Below are 20144 nucleotides of genomic sequence, written 5' to 3'. Positions count from 1 at the left end.
AGATATGGCAGAACTCAAAAATTGCCCGAGCTGCGGCGAATTTTTCAATTATACGGGAATCCGTGAAGTGTGCGCGAATTGCGCGGTGAGTGAAGAGAAAATGTACGAAACGGTCTACCGGTTCCTGCGCAAACGGGAAAACCGTGCAGCGAATATCGACCGCATTGTCGAGGCAACAGGCGTGACGGAAAGCCTGCTGCATAAATGGGTGCGCAAAGGCAGACTGCAGCCCGCTTTATTTCCAAACCTCGGCTATCCGTGCGATAAATGCGGCGCGCTGACGAGCAGCGGCAAGCTGTGTGCAAAATGTACGGATGAAATTAAAAAAGACCTGAATACGATCGAAGCGGCACAGGAACTGCGGGATGCGATGGCGGAACAGGAACGCGGTACCTATCACGCGCAAAAAAGACCGTAAGTGAGGAAAAACAGCGAGCAGTTCGTACTGCACGCTGTTTTTCGTACCAAAGCCCCTAAATATTATCGGAAATCTGCCGAAATAAAGAATAAGGCTAAATAAAAGTGCAAAAACGAAAGGAGCGACACCTATGAAACTGGATGGAATTCAAAACACACAGTCGGTTAATCCCTACCGCAATCAGCAAATGAAAGTCAATCAAGCGAAGCAAACACAGGAAATGAAGACTGACAAACTGGAGATTTCATCAGAAGCGAAAAAGCTGTCCGCTGCTTCACCGGTGGAAACGGCACGCCAGCAGCGCGTACAGGAACTGAAAGCGCAAGTACAGTCCGGCGACTATCAAGTGGACGCGGATAAACTCGCTTCCAGCATGCTGTCTTATTTCAATAAGCTGTAAGAGAAAGTAGGAAACCACATGTCCATCGAACCAATTTTGACAATGCTCAATCATCTCGAACAACTGCATACGAGCCTGCTTCGACTGTCCAACGACAAGACGGCACTGCTGAAAAGCGGAGACATCGACGGAATTGATCAGCTGTTGAAGGAGGAGCAGGCGCATCTTGCCGCCATCGTGCAAATGGACCAAAACCGCGTAAAAGCCGTGAAGCAGTACCTGACTGAACAAGGAAGTCCAGTCTCTGCTGAACCGACGATGACGCAACTGATCGAACTGGCGGACGAACCGGACAAACAACCGTTGGCAGAGGCGAAGGACCGTCTCCTGCATGCGATTCATGCGTTGAAACAGCAAAACGAACTCAATCAGCAAATGACGTACCAATCGCTTCAATTCGTGAATCTATCGCTGGACATGATCCGTCCGCGTCCGGAATCCGTCAACTACTCAAAAAACGAAGTACAAGGGCAGTCGCAGCAAGGAGCCAAACCAAAGCTCTCATCCTTCGACTCCCAAGCTTAAGGAGGACACAACATGCGCTCAACATTCATGGGACTAGAAACAAGCAAACGCGGATTGTACACCCAGCAATCCGCTCTTTATACGACAGGACATAATATTAGTAATGCGAACACGCTGGGTTATTCTAGACAAAGAGTTAATATGCAGGCCACTTCCGGATTTCCGGGGGTAGGGATTAATGCTGGGACTATGCCGGGGTTTTTGGGGACTGGTGTGGAGGCCGGGTCTGTACAGCGGATTCGGGATGGATTTGTGGATAAGCAGTATCGGGATGAGTCGAATAAATTAGGCTATTGGGGCGCGAGAACAGACGCCATTTCCCAAATGGAAGATGTGCTGGCAGAGCCTTCAAAATATGGATTGCAACAATCTTTCAGCGACTTCTGGCAGGCGTTGCAGACACTTGCGGCTAGTCCAGAGAACGGCGGAGCGAGAGCAGTCGTGGCAGAACGCGGTGTTGCTATTGCAGATTCATTCAACTACATAGATAAATCGTTGAATGATATCCAGACGAACCTCGGTAAAGAAATCGGTGTCTCTGCGAAGAATATTAACTCTCTTCTTAAACAGATCGGTGAACTGAACCGTCAAATTGCAGAAGTCGAACCGAACGGCTATCTGCCAAATGATTTATATGACGCACGTGATAACCTATTGGATGAATTATCAACACTTGTACCAATTGAGGTCAGTTACGAAAAAACTGGCGGCCGTGCACCAGCGATGGCCGATGGTACAGTAACCGTGAAGATTAAGACAAATGGTGAACCGATTACCGTCGTGCACAAAGATAGTGTCTCTGAACTGAAACCGGTTGGGCAAGAGGGTACAGATTCTGAAGGGAATCCTCTTGGCGCAATGACAGGTTTTACAATTACAGGTGGACCTCAAGAAGTTGAAACATTGGATGTAAATGATATGCAGAAATCAGGATCACTTAAATCTTTAGTGACTTCTTTTGGATATATAGATTCTACAGGGGCAAAAAAAGGACTGTACCCCGATATGCTGGCTGAGTTGGATAAGATGGCAAATGCTTTTATAAAAGCGTTTAATGAGGTCCATGCTTCAGGGGAACCACTTCCTACTCCTGACGGTCAGCCAGAAAAAGAAAAAGTACCTAACTTTTTTGAAGGTACTGGTGCAAGTGGAATCAAAGTAGTTGATGCAATTCAAGAAGACCCTAGTAGAATCAATGCCTCAAGTGCTTCAGGGCAAGTCGGAAATGCTGGAAATGCAAAAAAACTAGGAGATGTATTGTTCAATCCTTTAGCAGATTTGCAAGGTTCTAGCGTACAAACCTATTATTCTGGAGTTGTTGGTCGGCTTGGTGTAGAAGGACAACAAGCTGTCAAGATGACGGGGAACTCCGTGACGCTGCTTGGAGCGGTGTCTAACCGCCGAGACTCCATCAGTTCTGTCTCGTTGGATGAAGAAATGACAGACATGATCCGTTTCCAGCAGGCCTACAATGCATCTGCCCGTATGGTCACTGTTATGGATGAAACATTAGATAAAATCATCAACGGCATGGGTGTTGTCGGCAGATAATAAGGAGGAATTATAGCTATGCGTGTTACACAATCAATGCTATCCAATAATATGCTGCGCAATCTATCGAACAGCTACAATAAAATGGGTAAGTTGCAAGAACAGTTGAATACAGGTAAAAAAGTGAATCGACCATCAGATGATCCAGTTGTCGTCATGAAAAGTCTTGGCTATAATATGACCGTAGACAAAGTAGGACAATTCCAAAAGAATTTGGGCGAAGTAAACAACTGGCTTGACAGCTCGGATGATGCGCTGGATGGAGTGGGAGAAGTGCTGCTTCGCGCACAAGATCTTGTAAGAAACGCATCCAACACAGGTGCAATGACACCGGATGATCGTGAAAAAATTAAAATAGAACTGGGACAAATGCAAAAACAATTACAAGACTTGGCGAATACTAAAGTCGGTGATAAGCATATCTTTAGTGGCACGATGACTGATAAACCACTATTTAACGGAAATAATTATGAAACTGATGATGCATTCGGAAAAAATGTTGAGATTGAAGTGTTTGACGGTGTTAATCTAAAAGTCAACACCGATGGAAGTAAAATGTTTAAAGACATTGATGACTTGTTCAATGAAATTGCAGAATATGCGGAAGATGGAAACGACTTTAGCGGGGCAATTACTAAATTGGAAGGACATATGGATTCTGTTCTAACAGCTCGTGCCGACATCGGTGCCCGTTCAAATCGTGCAGAACTCATGGACAACCGTCTTCAAATGCAAGAAGGAGCTGCAAAAAAACAGCGTTCGTTAAATGAAGACGTCGATTATGAAGTGGCAATCACGGAACTGATTACATCAGAATCCATTCACCGTGCAGCTCTCTCCGTTGGTTCGCGCATCATCCAGCCGTCGCTCGTCGACTTCTTGCGATAACAAAATAATTCGTATCCAGGGTGCCTGGTATGGACACCATTCGCATGAACTTTGCGAATTGTGGCTGTACCTGGCACCCGTTTTTAAAGGAGTGAACCCAATGAACATCCCACAACTGCAAATCCAGACCACACCGGCAAAACTAGGCTTGCAAATCGACAAACCGATCCAGAAACTAGAGCAGCCAAAAGCCACCCAAAGCATCGAACAGCCCGCGGCCATCCTGGAAATGTCGACAACACGTCCGCAACTGTTACTCGACACGACAGAAAACCGTGCCGACATTGACCTGAAAAGTCCCTTACGCCGCAGTGCAGAAAATGCGCAATACGGCATGCAGAAAGTCCAAGAAGGAACAGGCCGCCGCGCGTCAGAAGGACAGCAGCTAATGAAAATCGAAAACGGCGCCAGCATCGCAGACGTCGTCAAACAAAACACAGACCGCCCGCAAGCCGACATCAACGTCCGCTTTGTAGGCGACCGCTCCAAACTGCAAATGAGTTTCAGCGAAGGCTCACTCAACATCAACGCCACACCGCAAAAAGCCAACATAGACGTCCAAATCAATAAACCAATTCACAACTACACACAAGGGAAAGTAACCGGCGTCATGGAGCAGTACAACTCGATCCAAATCGACTGGAAAGCCTAACATTACACACCAAGGGGACCTGGTATCCCGAAAAAAGGAGCAAACCCAATGCAAATCCAAACCAAATTTCACGGCAACATCCAAATAGAACCAACCGAAACTTGGCACTTCCCAAAAGGCCTCCCGGGATTCGAAGAAGAAATCGAATTCGCCTTACTGCCAATCGAAGGCAATAATACGTTTCAAGTACTCCAATCAACAAAACAAGCTAACACAGCATTCATCGTAGCTAACCCATACACACTGACAGACGACTACTCTTTCGAAATCGATGAACCAACCATCAACTCACTCATAATCACGAAACCCGAAGATGTCATGGTACTCGGCATCCTGTCAATGAAGCAGCCATTCGAACAATCAACCATCAACCTGAAGGCGCCGCTCATCTTTCAACTGCATAACAAAAAAGCAAAGCAAATGATCCTCAACGAAAACCGTTTCGAAGTCAGACACCCAATCGGCAAAGGAGGGAACTAGCATGCTCGTTCTATCCCGCAAATCAAACGACACTATTCAAATCGCAGAAAACATCGAAATCCGCATACTCGAAATTAAAGGTGACACCGTGCGGATCGGTATCGAAGCACCAAAATCCGTCGACATCCTGAGAGGTGAGCTTGTTCAGTCGATCAGCGAAACTAACACAGAAGCTATCACACTCGACGCAAACCTATTCTCACAGCTAATCAAAAAAGACTAACCTAAAGCTATACCCACACACTAGGGTGCCAGGCTCCTGCTACCATTCGCACAGCCTTAGCGAATGGTGACGGGATCTGGCATCCCGGTAACTAAGACCTGGCAACCTTCGGTCGTCTAACCAGATATCGGTATCTCCAACCCACCCACCAAGCGCCACACCGCGTACACATTTAAAAACAAACTAAAATAAATTCTATTAAACACTAAACACTCTATCCGCCTATCCGATATTAGTAATGTAAGCGGGAGATAGAGACCGGCCGGATCCATCAACCGCCCAAAAAAACGGGTCACATGGACGTGAACCCAACAAACACTCAAGGAGGAAAATAAAATGATTATCAATCACAATATCGCAGCACTTAACACGCACCGTCAATTGGGAGCAAATAATACAAACGCGTCTAAAAATTTGGAGAAACTATCTTCAGGACTAAAAATTAACCGTGCAGGAGACGACGCAGCTGGTCTTGCAATCTCTGAGAAAATGCGCGGACAAATTCGTGGATTAGATATGGCACAAAAGAACTCACAGGATGCAATCTCATTGATTCAAACTGCCGAAGGGGCATTAAATGAGACACATGATATTCTTCAGCGCATGCGAGAATTAGCTGTTCAATCTTCAAACGATACAAATGACGATGATACTGATAGAGTAGCTATTCAAAAAGAAGTTGACCAGCTCTCTAAAGAAATTACACGTATTTCTGAAACTACACAGTTTAATGGCAAGCAACTAGTTGATGGATCACTTTCTGGATCAGGGGCAGGCGGTCTAAACTTCCATATCGGTGCTAATACAGGACAAAATATTCATTTAAATATTAAAGATATGAGTGCAAGCGGATTAAAAGTGGGATCAGGCGACAGTAAGACAGGAAAAGGATTAGATGTATCTTCAGCTACCGCAGCAAATACAGCTATTACAACTCTCGATACTGCAATTAAGAATGTTGCAGCAGAGCGTTCTAATCTAGGAGCAACACAAAACCGTTTAGAGCATACAATTAATAATCTAAGTACTTCGTCTGAAAACTTAACAGCTGCAGAATCACGTATTAGAGACGTCGATATGGCGAAAGAGATGATGGACTTCACAAAGAACAACATCTTAACTCAAGCAGCACAAGCAATGTTGGCTCAAGCACAACAGTCGTCGCAAGGAGTTTTACAACTTCTTCGATAATGTTGTACGGGCGTCTTATCTGGCAACGGATAAGATCATCACTGGGTGAATTGCTGGAACCTCCTGAGAGCTCTTCTGCCACAGCGGAACTGGAAACGGTAAACGCGAAGGCCTGAAAAAGAAGAGATTGGACAATCAGCAGCGAAGCCCCTGTCGGAAAACCGTGGGGAACGTTCAACGACTAGGATATACCGTCTAAGGCAGCCGCTACGACGATGAAATCCGTAGGGTGTTACTAGTTAACATTCGAAGTGCCCAGCCCCTTGTAACATGAGGGTGAAGATATAGTCTATTCCATGATCGAAAGACATGGCGGCAAAGCAAGCCAACCAACAACCACAAGGCGTACTTCAGTTGTTACGTTAATATGGTTAAACAGACACGATCCGAGTTATCGGATCGTGTTTTTTAATATAAAATTATTAAGGGAGAAATGACCATGCAAAATTATTGTCCGATCTGCAAATAAGAAACAACAAACAGGTCATAAAGAAAAATGATTTAGATTACAAAATATTAGATTGTTATAATTGCGGAAATATTTGTATCACTGATAATGCTCTAAAATATTTAGATGAATCACAAAAAAAGTAAAATTGCGTCAGTTTTATTCGGAAAGAGAATAGCGGGTCATAAAAAGATTGGAATCTATCTAGAAGAGTATTCTTCTATTAGAAACCAATATGCTTATTATTCTGTAAGGGAGTTAATCAGTTCTTTCCCAACACTTGTAAGTGAAAGAGTAGACCATAGTTTGAGTTAAGGGACAAGGGGGTTTCCATTAGACGCTATTGTAACACCTAGTGGTTGGAATAAGGTAAATGCAATAGAAGATAAGGATACGAACCCCAAACAAGCATTTGTTACAATGTGGTTTGATGATCAAATGGATATAGCGGCGAAGAAGGGAATTATGAGGGCATTAGAAGATACAGGGTATTCAGCAATCCGGATTGATCAAAAAGAGCATAACAATAAAATCGATGACGAGATTATAGCCGAAATAAAAAAGAGCAAATTTCTAGTCGCTGACTTTACAGGTCACAGAGGAGGGGTTTACTTCGAGGCCGGCTTTGCTATGGGATTAAAAAAGCCTGTGATATGGACATACCGAAAAGATCATCTTGATTCTTTACATTTCGATACTAGACAATATAGTCATATCATATGGGAAACTGAAGATGAATTGTATGAGAAATTATTAAACAGGATTCAAGCTACAATTGAATAACAGCCTAAAAATGTCTTTCGGAATATTTTAAAGATAGGATAATAAAGTGTCTTTTATTTGATAATGGGAAGAGGTATTACAAATTAGATTTAATATGGGAAGTTGACTTCAAAGTAATTGGACCAGTCATATTGAAATTGAATATGGAGTTTAGTCAGGAAAAAGGCTTTGAAAAACATCAGTTTTATAGCGATATTAAATTGACAAGTTCACGGCTTGGATTTGATGCTACAATTACTGCCAAAGCTGAATCCCTGGAAACAGCTAAGATAGTCGCTCATGTTTATTTTGGCAGGATGATAGACATTCTATCTTTAAAAAACAACATATCTATTCAGTTGACGGGAAATAAATTATCCAACACAGAAAAATTCAGCAGTACGAGAAGAGTACTGACTGTCCAAGAAATCAAAGCAGCTTTTAATATGGCTAGAAAGTTTGAAATAGAAGAACCTAGACTCCTAAGGGCTATTGGATGGTATTCAAAAGGGAATCAGTCTCAAAATACGTTCGATCAGTTCTTAGCTTATTGGAATGTACTAGAAATATTAAGTAATCATTATCATACTAAGACTACTCGTACTGAAAAAGGAACAATCAATCGAATTTACCAATCATTCATTGATTATTTTGGTGAAATAGACACATGGGATTTACCTGAAAAGTGGATTGACACCATGTATGAAAGTCGTAATAAAATTTTTCATGGTGGAGAAGATACTACACTAGAAACTGTAAAAAGAATATCAGAGCAAATACCTTTATTGACATACACTTCGAAGCGTTTAGTAGATTCTATTATAAATTCGAAATATGAAGAGAACGATTTTATACGATTCCAATTTTAAATTTACTGGTGGATAGAACGGAAATATTTAAAGGATGACATCTTACGTCCAATGAACAGCCAGAAACCAATCTTGATTTACTGAAATAACAATTAGAATCAGTCAAGCAGCATGACAACATCCTGGCAGAAATAGAAACAGGCTGCGCCGGGTAAAAATTGCAGAGTATGCAGCCTGGCAGTACCCGATGAAAAAGAGATGAACTAAATCAGCGTATGCAAGAACACGAACAAGTAATTCTATCACTTGAAGGATATTTGTCAAATTACACATTAGACCCTTTTACAAATTTCCTTTCTTCCTCAATTCTTTCAGTTTATACACAACCGACCAATAAGACCTACCTAATTCATTTGCAATCACCTGGATGGCAACTTTTGCTTTCTTTAAAATAACTATCCGCTCGATTTCCTCCTGTGTATACGCCTTAACTCTTTCAGATGAACTGATAACAATTTTTATATTCTTCCCGTATTTCTCCTGTAATGACTCTGTTTTTAACGAAATATTTTCTTCTACGTCAGTTTTGTATCTCATGCAGTCAATTTCTTTCACATATGGACCAATCATATTCAACAGGTGTCGTACTTCCTGTTCCTTATTCAGCTTCAATAAACTTTGATGACCATCCGGATGACCCGACAATACAAAGCTGGTCCCAAATGTTTTATTCAGATGATCCGCCAGCAACTGATTTTCCTGCTGTGTGAAATTCAGTGTATACGCATAATACTTGGCATGCAGTAAACAGACTGATTGCGTGCATTGAAGCGGAAAGAAACCGACAGGCTACCGTCATCCAGATAAAGCACTGCCAGAAAAACGGGGTGTGTACACCGGTCAAGGAATGCCTTATCCAATGTCTTGGGGCCTCCTCGATACAAAATTTCACGTAGCTGCTTGAAATACGGATAGCTCGCTGAACGCAGATAATTTCCGTTAATGGTAAATGGCAGATCATGCAGCTGTGTTAATTTCCATTCACGATATCCTCGCTGACCGTCTCCGAAATGTTCTTGATAATAACAGTTTACACTCCGTGCAGCTCCGGTGCTTATATAACCATCACCGAGTAAACTTCCGAACAAAAGCTGCTCTTGATAGTGCGATAGTTCAAATGGAGAGATGCTATTTTCAAACCATTTGCCTCTGTCAGTTACAAGCTGACGTTTCAATCCTTCTTTATACAATCCACATTTCTTGATGTTATGTTTTTTCGCCAGAGTACGAACTTGGCTGATGGAGAGATTGACTGCTTTAGCCACAACATTTGTTGGACTAGTGGGAAAGTGTTGTTTGATATAGGAAATGGTATGATCACTTGGCATAGTGAAAATCCTCCTTCTCAGATTTAAGTATTATTTTTTTAGAACGTATGTTTCTATTATATCATAATCTGATCAATTGATATAAGGATATCTGGTTACCGTGCCGAATCGGGTATTCCCTTCATACAGCTTGCAATAACGTCTTCAAAGCACTCTCCCTTCAAAATACTGATTTTCAGCCGATATAAACTATATAAATATGTTACACTTTACATAAAACTATCAACTGGAGGCGTTCTCCGTGGAACTGATTTTTCAACAGCAGACGACCACTCTCGACAATGCAACTGCTGATCATATTATTGAACAAATTAACAACATACTAGCTAAGGATTATTATTTGAGCCATTTTATCGCAGACGGGATAGAAGTGTATGAAGATCATGAAAATTATTTGAATGAATACGCTGAAAAAATTGAAAAGTTGGAAATTATTGTTAAAACAGTTAAGGAATTCGTAAATGATCTACTTCTTTCTGCTGAAGAATATACACAGCGGGCAATCCCTGAACTGGCTCCGTTAGCGGAAGCTTTCTATGACAATCCTAAGGCTGACACATGGACGACTCTTGATCAGCTGCTTGGCGGTCTTCAATGGATCAATGAAATGCTAATGACTATCGGAAAAAGTTTGGCAGTGCCGTCGAATTGGCAAGGATATCTTACTATTTCCGAAAAAATGCAGGAAGATATTCAGAGTTTGGCGGAAGCCATAGAGAATGAAGATAATGTATTGATTGGGGACATCATTCAATATGAACTGCTGCCGAACTTTGAAGAATTAGAAAAGGAAATACAGTTGACTATGGACAATGAGGGTTTGCGCCATGATCTTAATTGATAATCGCAATGTGTTGCGTTTAAAAGACCGGGAACTATTGCAGCACCTTTCTAAGTGGGATGACCAGCCAGCGAGCGGGACGGTGTTCTCTGAAACAGCAAAAACAGGGGCACTCACAATGAAAGTACTGCATGACGGCAAGCCTCTCTACTTGCAAAGCAAATACGATCCGCAGAAAGAAGCGCAGCGGTTTGCCGGAAAATTTGATGGGGAAGTCAGTAAACATGTACTCTTTGCAGGCATCGGCACTGGCGCGCATATCCAAGCGTTTATGGAAAAGCACCCTGATGCGAAGTTTTCTATATATGAACCAAATGAAGAAGTACTGCATATGTATTTATCGAACTTTCGTCTCAACGACCTGCCCATTCGGCATTTAGAAAAGATTTTCACTGGAACTGAAGAAGAAACTGTAATGGCAGAGGTCCAGCAACTTTTGGCAGCCTCTAATAATGTCATAAAGATTATTACACTGCCTGTCTATGAAAAGATTTATGGAGAGCAAATCCAAATCATCTTTCAAAAAGCACTTAATTCAGTGAAAGATAGACACAGTGCTCTTGCGACAAATATCGCTTTTCAAAAGCGATGGACCATTAACTCCATAAAAAACTTCCCGACTGTTTTGCAAACGCCGAATATCTTGCATGACATTAATCAGAGTGCTTTTGAGGGGAAGCCTGCAATCATTGTTGCTGCCGGGCCTTCTCTGAATGAAGAGTTTGAGAATCTGCGGTATATTAAAGAACATGGTTTAGCTTATATCTTTTCGGTTGGATCTGCGATTAATGCGCTGATTGAGCAAGGGATTTATCCGGATGCGGCTTGTACGTATGACCCGCAAGATATTAACTATCGAGTGATACAAATCATTAAAGATAAAGAAATAAAAGAAATTCCTCTAGTATTTGGAAGCAGTGTCGGCTTTGAAACACTGGAAAGCTACCCTGGTGAGTTATTACATATGATTGTGAGCCAAGATACGGTTTCACCGGCGTTTATAGAATTTTCAGAGAAGATACAATTGAACTTCGTAAATGACGCTCCATCCATTGCGGTTGTCACCTTCCAATTGCTTGCAAAGCTTGGTGTCAGTCACATCATATTGGTCGGGCAAAACCTTGCGTATATTGCTAATCAACATTACGCTAAAGGCATTGACTATGGTACAGGCAGCCAAACAGTAAGTGAAGAAAAGTTGGGTTTGGCAAACTCAATTAAAGACGTATATGGCAATGAGGTTAAAACAACAGATGGGTTTAATCGAATGCGTCAACAATTGGAAATGTACATCTCAAGTCATCCACAAGTTAAAGTGTGGAATACGACAAAAGGCGGAGCAGCCATTCAAGGTGCAGAATTCAGAGCGCTTGAAGATATCATTCAAAACGATCTAAATGGAACCATATTTCGGGAAGGATGGACTCGTCCTATTCACGGCTACTGTACAGATCATCTAGAAAAGAAGCTGCAAGAAATGGATCGTCAAGGTAATATTCTAGAGACAGTGCTTAAAAGAATATTGGACGTGTTAAAATCAATCCATCAAGAAGTTAATTTAAATAGAACAAATCAATTAGAAAAAAAATATAATCAGCTGGATGCTGAGATCAATGCAATGAAGGATAATAACTTTTATAAGACGTTCGTTGAGCCGATGGTCCGTGTCCAACAAGAGTTTCTTAATCAAAATATTAAGCATGTTAGGCATGAAAATCAAGCCTTGAAAAAAGGTGAGGTTATTTTAGCCGAGTTTTCTAACTTTATTACGGAATGTGCGCAAAATTATAATTTTGCACATCAGCTCTACAAAGAAATGAAAAGTGAAATTGAATCTATCATAAATTGAAAGTAGTGGTTCCATGGTACAAGGCAAAACAATATTAGTTACAGGCGGTACCGGTTCTTTCGGTAAGAAGTTCATTAGAAAAGTGTTAACACAAGGCGTGAAAAAGGTTATTGTCTTCAGCAGAGATGAGTTAAAGCAATATGAAATGAAACAGGAGTTTACTGATTCCCGGCTTCGTTTTTTTATAGGGGATGTGCGTGATAAAGATCGCCTGTATCGAGCATTCGACGGAGTGGATATCGTCATTCATGCCGCTGCAATGAAGCATGTAGATGCCTGTGAATACAATCCATTCGAAGCTGTGAAGACGAATATACACGGCGCGCAAAATGTCATTGAAGCAGCAATTGATCGCGGAGTCGAGAAGGTCATCGCACTCAGCACAGACAAGGCGGCAAGCCCTGTGAATTTATATGGCGCAACTAAACTTGCTTCGGATAAATTATTTGTTGCGGCGAATTCCTATGTAGGGGAAAAACATACTATGTTCTCGGTGGTCCGCTACGGCAATGTGGCTGGTAGTCGGGGAAGCGTGGTACCCTTCTTCAAGAAGATAAAAAGTACAGGGAAGATACCTATCACTGATCCTCGCATGACGAGGTTTTGGATTACCTTGGAACAAGGGGTTCAGTTCGTATTAGATAATTTAGAACGGATGCAGGGTGGCGAAATCTTTGTTCCGAAGATACCGAGTATGAGGGTTACAGATTTAGCAGAAGCCATTGCGTCTGAGTGTGAGATAGAAATCGTTGGAATTCGACCAGGTGAAAAATTGCATGAGGCAATGATTATGGAAGATGATGCGCGGCATACGAGAGAGTATGATACGTATTACGTGATCCAACCGGAGTTTTCTTGGTGGACAGACGAGGAAAGACAAAATTCTAAAGAGCTTTCAGATCAGTTTAAATATACGAGTGATACAAATGATGACTGGTTGACTATAGAGGAACTTCGGCAGTTTTCAGAAGAGATGTGAAGGAGGTTGCAATAATGAAGATTGTAGCTATCATTCAAGCGCGTATGACTTCTACGCGCCTGCCTGGAAAAGTTTTAAAGAAAGTCATGGATAAAACATTATTAGAATATCAACTTGAAAGAGTCTCGAGAAGTCAGTTAATTAATGAAATCATTGTCGCTACAACTACTAATGAAACTGATGATCCCATAGTTAATTTGTGCAAGCAGCTTGGTTATACTACCTACAGAGGATCCGAAGAGGATGTGTTGTCCCGCTATTATGGTGCTGCGATGGATGCGAAAGCAGAGGTGGTCGTCAGGTTAACCTCTGACTGTCCATTAATAGACCCAGCAGTTATCGATCAGGTAATTCAGTTGTTTATTGATAACTGTCCAAACGTGGATTATGTATCGAATACTCTGGAGAGGACGTATCCACGGGGCATGGATACCGAAGTAATGTCTATGAATGCATTGATTAAAGCTTATAGAAAAGCAACACTAGAGAGTGATCGCGAGCATGTTACAGCATATATTTATTCAAATGAAAGTGAGTATTCTTTGCTCAATCTAAAGAGCTCCGAAGTTCTTTCTCAGTATCGGTGGACAGTCGACACTATAGAGGACTTCGAATTAATCCAGCGCATACTCATGGAACTATACCCTTTTAATAATAACTTTTCACAAAAGGATATTATTGATTTGTTAACCAATCATCATGATTGGTCGTTGATTAATGCACATATAGAACAAAAAGAAATGTAAGGCGTGATCGTAATGAATATTGTATTTCGCACAGATGCCTCAATCCAAATAGGAACTGGTCACGTAATGCGATGCTTAACACTCGCTAAGCAACTACAACGTCACGGAGCAGAAGTGACGTTTATTTGTCGTAACTTGGTTGGTAATAGTATTGCTTACTTGCAATCGCAAAATGTGGAGGTATTATCTTTACCTAGGGTTGAGGATTCTATTAATGATTTAGAATGGATTGCGGATAGTTGGCAGCAAGATGCTAAAGGCACAGCTTCATTTTTGAAGCAGCTGGGTTGTAAAGTCGATGTATTGGTAGTGGATCATTATTCATTAGACAAGAAATGGGAAGAAGAGCTTGATAACCTGGTCGGCTCTATTTTTGTCATTGATGATTTAGCAAATAGGCATCATACATGTGATTTTCTACTTGATCAAAATTATTACAATAATATGCGAGAACGATATGTTGGTTTAGTACCAGATGAATGTGTCCTTTTGTTAGGACCGGATTATGTACTTTTGCGTGATGAGTTTATTGAAGCAGCTAACAGACCGAGAATCCGTTCCGGAAAAGTGGAGAATTTATTGATATTCTTTGGCGGGACGGATCCAACAGGTGAGACAATTAAGGTGTTGGAGGCTATCAAGGAATTAGATCAGCAGTTTAAAAATATAGATGTTGTTGTAGGAGCTTCGAATCCTAATAAAGAGCAAGTTGAAGAATTATGTGAGATAGTGCCGAATACTCAATTTCTCTGCCAAGTAAATAATATGGCGGAATTAATGATGAAGGCAGATTTAGCTATTGGTGCTGGGGGAGCTACGACTTGGGAGCGATGTTTAGTAGGCTTGCCGACTTTAGCAATTGTAGTGGCTGAAAATCAACTAGAGTTAACAGAAGTACTTGCAGCACGAAAAGTTTTAATAAACTTAGGAACTAGTTGTAGATTATTAAAAGAAGACATTAAAAAAGAAATCATCGAATTGATGACAAACCCCAGCAAATTGTTGTTATTGAATAAACGAAGTCAAGAAATAATTAATACGAAGGTTATTAACAATTATCCTGTAATATTGAAAATAAAGGAGAATTATAATGAACCTTCAGCATAGGGCTACGCTTAAGAATATTAGAGAAGATGACTTACAAAGAATATTAGAATGGCGTAACCAAAGATTCATACGGGAAGTAATGTTTAATGATCGAAAAATATCTTGTGCACAACATATTCAGTGGTTTAATAAAATGGTAAATAGCGAAACATTCATATCTAAAATGTTCTATTTCGATAATATTCCTTACGGTGTATTAAATGTAAATAAAATTGATTACACACATGGTACGTGTGAGTGGGGCTTTTACATTGGTACAGAGTCTACACCAAGGGGGCTGGGCTCGGTATTAGGGTATGTTTCTTTAGATTTTATATTCAATATTTTAAAGTTGAGGAAGTTGTCAGCTGAAGTACTAAGCATAAATGAAAGAAGTATTAATTTTCACGAAAAGATGGGGTTTAAACAAGAAGGCATTCTCAGGGAGCAATTGATAAGAAATGGACAAATTATAGATGTACATCTTTTTGGTTATCTAGCATCCGATTGGGCAAACAATGAACCTGTAATACATAATTATATAGAAAGGAGTTATGAATTGTGATGACTAACTTTTTACCTATCGGAAAGAATTACAAACCCTATATCATAGCTGAAATGTCAGGAAACCATAATCACTCCTTAGAACGCGCACTTCAAATAGTTGAAGCAGCTGCAAAGTCAGGAGCAGATGCGTTGAAAATACAAACATACACTGCAGATACCATGACACTTAATGTTGAAAATCCTGACTTTCAAATAGATGATGAAAAAAGTCTTTGGAATGGTAACAATCTATATAAGCTTTATCAACAGGCTTATACTCCGTGGGAATGGCATAAGCCAATATTTGACCGAGCTCGTGAATTGGGAATGATTGCTTTCAGTACACCTTTTGACGAAACTGCTGTCGATTTTTTAGAAGAATTAGATGTACCCCTTTATAAGGTAGCTTCATTTGAAAACAATGATATTCCTTTGATAAAAAAAGTTGCAGCAACTGGAAAACCAATGATCATTTCTACTGGAATGGCATCTGTAGCTGAATTGGATGAGGCTGTTCGGGCAGCTAAAGAAGCAGGTTGTAATGATTTGATTTTACTTAAATGTACAAGTACTTATCCGGCGACTGCTGAAAATACAAATATTTCGACGATTCCCCATATGCGAGAATTGTTTAATGTACAGGTAGGTTTATCCGATCACACTATGGGCACTGGAGTAGCGGTTGCCAGCGTGGCGCTTGGCGCTACTGTCATAGAAAAGCATTTCACATTATCCAGAGCTGACGGAGGTGTGGATTCGGCGTTCTCTATGGAGCCAGATGAAATGGCAAATCTAGTTGCTGAAACAGAACGTGCTTGGCGGGCAATGGGGCAAGTCACGTATGGAGCGACAGAAGCGGAAACAGAATCATTGAAGTTTAGGCGCTCTATCTATGTTTCAAAAGATATTAAAGCTGGAGAACAGCTAAATACGGAGAACATAAGGGTAATACGTCCGGGATATGGCCTATCCCCTAAGCATTATAACAAGTTAATAGGGTTGAAGGTTTCACGAGATTTAGCAGCAGGCACACCAGTAAGTTGGGAGTTGTTAAATTGATATGGAGAAACGTAAAGACTTTTTATCCTATGGAAAGCAATCTATTGATGAAGAAGACATTGAAGCGGTCGTAAACACTTTACGATCGCCTTTTTTAACACAGGGTCCTAAGGTTGAGGAATTCGAAAAAAGGATTGCAGACTATGTAGGTGCAAAATATGCTGTAGCTTTTTCTAATGGAACAGCAGCTTTACATGGGGCATGCTATGCAGCAGGGATCCGCGAAGGCGATGAAGTGATTACCACATCTATTACATTTGCGGCCACGTCAAACGCTGTCCTTTATTGTGGCGGCACACCCGTCTTTGCAGATATCGATGCAGCTATATACAATATTGACCCGGAAGAAATCAAGAAAAAGATTACAACAAAAACAAAGGCAATTATACCGGTTGATTTCACAGGTCAACCCGTAGATCTTGATGCAATCATGTCGATTGCGAAAGAACATAATCTCATTGTTATAGAGGACGGGGCTCATTCACTGGGAGCTGACTACAAAGGACAGAAAGTCGGTTCCCAAGCAGATATGACTATGTTCAGTTTTCACCCGGTAAAACCCATCACAACTGGTGAAGGCGGTATTATTACAACGAATTCAGAAGAACATTATGAGAGCCTCAAACTATTCCGCAACCATGGGATTCAGAAAACTCCTTATTCATTGGAACAAGGTGACTGGTACTATGAGATGACAGATCTCGGCTATAATTATCGAATGAATGATATACAGGCTTCACTTGGCTTATCGCAATTAAATAAGTTAGATGGCTTTATAGAGCGACGCAGAGAAATAGCTGCTTTATATAATGAGAAGTTGGCTGATATACCTGGCATCATCTTGCCGAAACAGCTTGAAGGCACTAGATCAGGATGGCATTTGTATATGATACAGGTAGACGGGCGTTTAGTGAGAAAGCCTAGAAGAGAAGTCTTTGATGAAATGCGAGCGTTAAATATCGGAGTGCATGTCCATTATATTCCGGTTTATTGGCATCCTTATTATCAGGAGCTGGGGTATAAGAATGGGACTTGTTCTAACGCAGAGAAATTTTACAAGCAAGCGTTAACGCTGCCGATATTCCCCGAGATGAATACTGAAGACGTTGAGTATGTAGTGAGTGCAATAAATAGCATTATTCACCCCTGTTGAGCTAGGCATTTAATAAACTAGGCTTTTTCTTGATTCTCACAAATCTAAGCCGATAATAGAATAAGAAAAACTAAATCACTTAAATTGGAGATGAGACTGCATGCAGTCACTGAAAAAAAAACTTGAGTATTATAAAAAGCTATCAAACCAAATTGAGATGTCTATCAGCGATAATAATTTAGCTGAGGCGCAGACATATATTGATGAATATAGTACTGAATTAGATAATAGCTCTGCATATGCTTTTAGATCAATTCTAGCTTTCCAACAAGGAGAACAAGTTAAAGCAATTGATATCCTAACTGATGGTATTAAAAAGCATCCGTTTAGCTTCTCACTATACTATAATAAAGCTTTTATGATGGCTACTTTGGAACGTTATGAAGATTCTTTAGAGTGTTATTTTAATGCCGTGAAATACCATGTGAACGAAGAAGATAAACAATTGGCATTAGATGGGATTCAAGAAGTTAGTCAGGCTGCAATAAAGGCAGGATTTACTTCAGCTTCACTACGAGAGAAACTTAAAGAGTATGAAAATTTACTAACCCAGTTGGACGCTCGTGTTTTTCCAATTGATGTTAATGGAGTAAGCATGATTAGAAAACCACAACAAGTAGGTACTACTGATGAGTATATGATTAATATGTATAATGAATTGAAGTATGCAAATATTGATCTACAATCCAGAATGTTATTTAAAAGCGAATTAGTTAAAGGTAGTATCTTATCCAATAAAAAAGTGTGGACAACGACTGGGGCGGTAGTATTTCCGATTTCAAAGATGGAAACGAATGCGACTATCCAAATCAAAGTGAATGGAGAAAAGTTCAAATTCACAAAAGAACATCTCCCAATTAATCAATATCATTATATTCGAATTACCGAACCAGGTATTATTGAAATATCTTCAGACTCTCCAATTTTTGTGGGACATCCTATAGAGTTGGAACCAGTAAAGAAACCAGTTAAATTGGTTATGAAGATATTTGTTGATGGCTTGTCGTATCAATTGTTGCAAGACAAGGGTTTAAAAGAAATTATGCCTAATACATATCAGTTTTTCAAAAAGGGTTTTATAGCTGAGAATTGCTATACAACAAGCGAGTGGACGTTGCCGAGTAAGTCGAGTATCAATACAGGGATGTATTCAACGGAGCATAAAATGCTTCATCCGGAATATTTTTATGAATTTTCATCTGAGAATCAATTGTTGGCAGAATACTTTAAAGAAGCAGGATATTATTGCACTAATATCTCTACTAACTGGAGAACCACACCATCCTTAGGTTATTACAGAGGCTTCGATCGAATGATTTATCAAAATTTCTTGGGTGGTATGGATGCTAAGGATGTCATCGGAGAAGCTTTGGAACATTTAATGACATTTTGGGGTCAGAATAATTTTATGACCATCTCTTTAATGGATTTGCACAATGCTCCCGATGAAATCGAGAATCACTTATATAGTCAAATAGGAACAGATATCAAGTTTAGAGTAAATAAAAATAAAAAAGGAAACACTTCAGTTCAGACTACATACGATGAGAATAAAATTGAAAAATATTTGCAAGAAATTAGCAGGATAGACCAACTGTTATCCACTTTGTATGATTTTGTGATAAAAACTTATCCGAATGAAGATTTCTCAATAACTCTTCATTCGGATCATGGTCAGTCTTTTCTAGAAAATGACTTTAATCTACTAAGTGATTTAAGATTAAAAATACCTTTTATGATTCGAGGGAAAAATATTCCGGCGGAAACTTCGAAAGAGTTGATTGAGTCCGTTGATATATTACCTGCAATATTAAAAAGTTCTGAGTTGTCGGTACCGTCTCAAATAAATGGTAAATTGCCTAAAGTCTTAGGTGGTACAGAGGCTCGAGAATCGGTAGTGACACAAATTATCCATCCAGGTCAGACCTATAAAGCAAAGGTAATGAAAAAACAAAGTAGTTTCTTTCTTGAATCAGAAGGAAAGGTTGATAAGGATTTAACTATCCCTTTAGCAAATTATACTACTAAAATAGTTGATAATATTACTGGCATAGAACTATTGGAGAATTGTGAAAAACAGACAGTAGATTTCGAAAATATTGTATTTAACAAAGTAAGGAATTTTCTAAAATAAATTATCTACTATAGGA

22 protein-coding genes are annotated in these 20144 nt (G+C 40.2%); 20 read left to right on the top strand and 2 right to left on the bottom strand.

What is annotated here, in order from left to right; translation table 11 throughout:
* Window positions 1-4 precede the first annotated feature (4 nt).
* The 11 genes from GDZ68_RS12645 (at window position 5) to mauJ (ending at window position 8407) form a co-directional block, all read left to right on the top strand.
* Window positions 5-418, top strand: coding sequence for a TIGR03826 family flagellar region protein (locus tag GDZ68_RS12645; RefSeq protein ID WP_153722667.1), 414 nt, complete (start codon window positions 5-7; stop codon window positions 416-418).
* Window positions 419-548: 130 nt separating this feature from the next.
* A complete protein-coding gene (gene flgM, locus GDZ68_RS12640) occupies window positions 549-818 on the top strand; it encodes a flagellar biosynthesis anti-sigma factor FlgM (RefSeq protein ID WP_153722666.1) in 270 nt (89 codons plus the stop codon).
* Between the two features lie 18 nt (window positions 819-836).
* Window positions 837-1343: a flagellar protein FlgN gene (locus GDZ68_RS12635; RefSeq protein ID WP_153722665.1), complete on the top strand. Its 507-nt coding sequence runs from the start codon at window positions 837-839 to the stop codon at window positions 1341-1343.
* 12 nt (window positions 1344-1355) lie between these two features.
* Window positions 1356-2894 carry a flagellar hook-associated protein FlgK gene (gene flgK, locus GDZ68_RS12630; protein ID WP_153722664.1) on the top strand — a complete coding sequence of 513 codons (1539 nt, stop codon included), beginning with the start codon at window positions 1356-1358 and terminating at the stop codon, window positions 2892-2894.
* 18 nt (window positions 2895-2912) lie between these two features.
* Window positions 2913-3782, top strand: a complete 870-nt coding sequence (gene flgL, locus GDZ68_RS12625) for a flagellar hook-associated protein FlgL (protein ID WP_153722663.1) — start codon at window positions 2913-2915, stop codon at window positions 3780-3782.
* A 100-nt stretch (window positions 3783-3882) separates the two neighbouring features.
* Window positions 3883-4434: a DUF6470 family protein gene (locus GDZ68_RS12620; RefSeq protein WP_153722662.1), complete on the top strand. Its 552-nt coding sequence runs from the start codon at window positions 3883-3885 to the stop codon at window positions 4432-4434.
* 48 nt (window positions 4435-4482) lie between these two features.
* Window positions 4483-4914 carry a flagellar assembly protein FliW gene (gene fliW, locus GDZ68_RS12615; protein WP_153722661.1) on the top strand — a complete coding sequence of 144 codons (432 nt, stop codon included), beginning with the start codon at window positions 4483-4485 and terminating at the stop codon, window positions 4912-4914.
* Window position 4915: 1 nt separating this feature from the next.
* On the top strand, window positions 4916-5137 hold the full coding sequence (gene csrA, locus GDZ68_RS12610; protein ID WP_153722660.1) for a carbon storage regulator CsrA: 222 nt from the start codon (window positions 4916-4918) through the stop codon (window positions 5135-5137).
* Window positions 5138-5473: 336 nt separating this feature from the next.
* On the top strand, window positions 5474-6328 hold the full coding sequence (gene hag, locus GDZ68_RS12605) for a flagellin Hag (RefSeq protein WP_153722659.1): 855 nt from the start codon (window positions 5474-5476) through the stop codon (window positions 6326-6328).
* An 868-nt stretch (window positions 6329-7196) separates the two neighbouring features.
* Complete coding sequence (locus GDZ68_RS12600; protein ID WP_153722658.1) at window positions 7197-7559, top strand: TIR domain-containing protein; 363 nt, start codon at window positions 7197-7199, stop codon at window positions 7557-7559.
* A 131-nt stretch (window positions 7560-7690) separates the two neighbouring features.
* A complete protein-coding gene (mauJ, locus tag GDZ68_RS12595; RefSeq protein WP_153722657.1) occupies window positions 7691-8407 on the top strand; it encodes a methylamine utilization protein MauJ in 717 nt (238 codons plus the stop codon).
* A 282-nt stretch (window positions 8408-8689) separates the two neighbouring features.
* Here mauJ and GDZ68_RS12590 read toward each other — a convergent pair whose 3' ends face one another.
* Complete coding sequence (locus tag GDZ68_RS12590) at window positions 8690-9097, bottom strand: hypothetical protein (RefSeq protein ID WP_153722656.1); 408 nt, start codon at window positions 9095-9097, stop codon at window positions 8690-8692.
* A gap of 23 nt (window positions 9098-9120) precedes the next feature.
* Window positions 9121-9735: a hypothetical protein gene (locus GDZ68_RS12585; RefSeq protein WP_153722655.1), complete on the bottom strand. Its 615-nt coding sequence runs from the start codon at window positions 9733-9735 to the stop codon at window positions 9121-9123.
* A 241-nt stretch (window positions 9736-9976) separates the two neighbouring features.
* On the opposite strand from GDZ68_RS12585, the gene GDZ68_RS12580 reads away from it, so the two are divergent.
* From GDZ68_RS12580 to GDZ68_RS12540, 9 genes are all read left to right on the top strand, one after another.
* On the top strand, window positions 9977-10576 hold the full coding sequence (locus tag GDZ68_RS12580) for a hypothetical protein (protein WP_153722654.1): 600 nt from the start codon (window positions 9977-9979) through the stop codon (window positions 10574-10576).
* Window positions 10577-10694: 118 nt separating this feature from the next.
* Window positions 10695-12425 (top strand): motility associated factor glycosyltransferase family protein, encoded by a 1731-nt coding sequence (locus GDZ68_RS12575; protein ID WP_194841152.1) that lies wholly within the window; start codon window positions 10695-10697, stop codon window positions 12423-12425.
* A 13-nt stretch (window positions 12426-12438) separates the two neighbouring features.
* A complete protein-coding gene (gene pseB / locus GDZ68_RS12570; RefSeq protein ID WP_153722652.1) occupies window positions 12439-13404 on the top strand; it encodes a UDP-N-acetylglucosamine 4,6-dehydratase (inverting) in 966 nt (321 codons plus the stop codon).
* Between the two features lie 14 nt (window positions 13405-13418).
* On the top strand, window positions 13419-14150 hold the full coding sequence (locus GDZ68_RS12565) for a cytidylyltransferase domain-containing protein (protein WP_153722651.1): 732 nt from the start codon (window positions 13419-13421) through the stop codon (window positions 14148-14150).
* A gap of 12 nt (window positions 14151-14162) precedes the next feature.
* The gene (pseG, locus tag GDZ68_RS12560) at window positions 14163-15257 is read left to right on the top strand and encodes a UDP-2,4-diacetamido-2,4,6-trideoxy-beta-L-altropyranose hydrolase (protein WP_153722650.1); all 1095 of its coding nucleotides are present in this window, start codon (window positions 14163-14165) and stop codon (window positions 15255-15257) included.
* A complete protein-coding gene (pseH, locus tag GDZ68_RS12555) occupies window positions 15241-15801 on the top strand; it encodes a UDP-4-amino-4,6-dideoxy-N-acetyl-beta-L-altrosamine N-acetyltransferase (RefSeq protein WP_153722649.1) in 561 nt (186 codons plus the stop codon). Before pseG ends, pseH begins: the two co-directional genes overlap by 17 nt.
* Window positions 15801-16841 (top strand): pseudaminic acid synthase, encoded by a 1041-nt coding sequence (gene pseI, locus GDZ68_RS12550; protein ID WP_153722708.1) that lies wholly within the window; start codon window positions 15801-15803, stop codon window positions 16839-16841. The genes pseH and pseI overlap by 1 nt, the downstream gene beginning before the upstream one ends.
* A gap of 1 nt (window position 16842) precedes the next feature.
* The gene (pseC, locus tag GDZ68_RS12545; RefSeq protein WP_153722648.1) at window positions 16843-17994 is read left to right on the top strand and encodes a UDP-4-amino-4,6-dideoxy-N-acetyl-beta-L-altrosamine transaminase; all 1152 of its coding nucleotides are present in this window, start codon (window positions 16843-16845) and stop codon (window positions 17992-17994) included.
* A 100-nt stretch (window positions 17995-18094) separates the two neighbouring features.
* Entirely contained in the window at window positions 18095-20128 is a 2034-nt protein-coding gene (locus tag GDZ68_RS12540; protein WP_153722647.1) for a sulfatase-like hydrolase/transferase, read from the top strand.
* Window positions 20129-20144 lie beyond the last annotated feature (16 nt).

The organism is Sporosarcina cascadiensis, assembly GCF_009650995.1.
GTDB lineage: Bacteria > Bacillota > Bacilli > Bacillales_A > Planococcaceae > Sporosarcina > Sporosarcina cascadiensis.
Note: the sequence above shows the minus strand (reverse complement) of the source record. Positions and strands in the feature narration are given on the sequence as shown.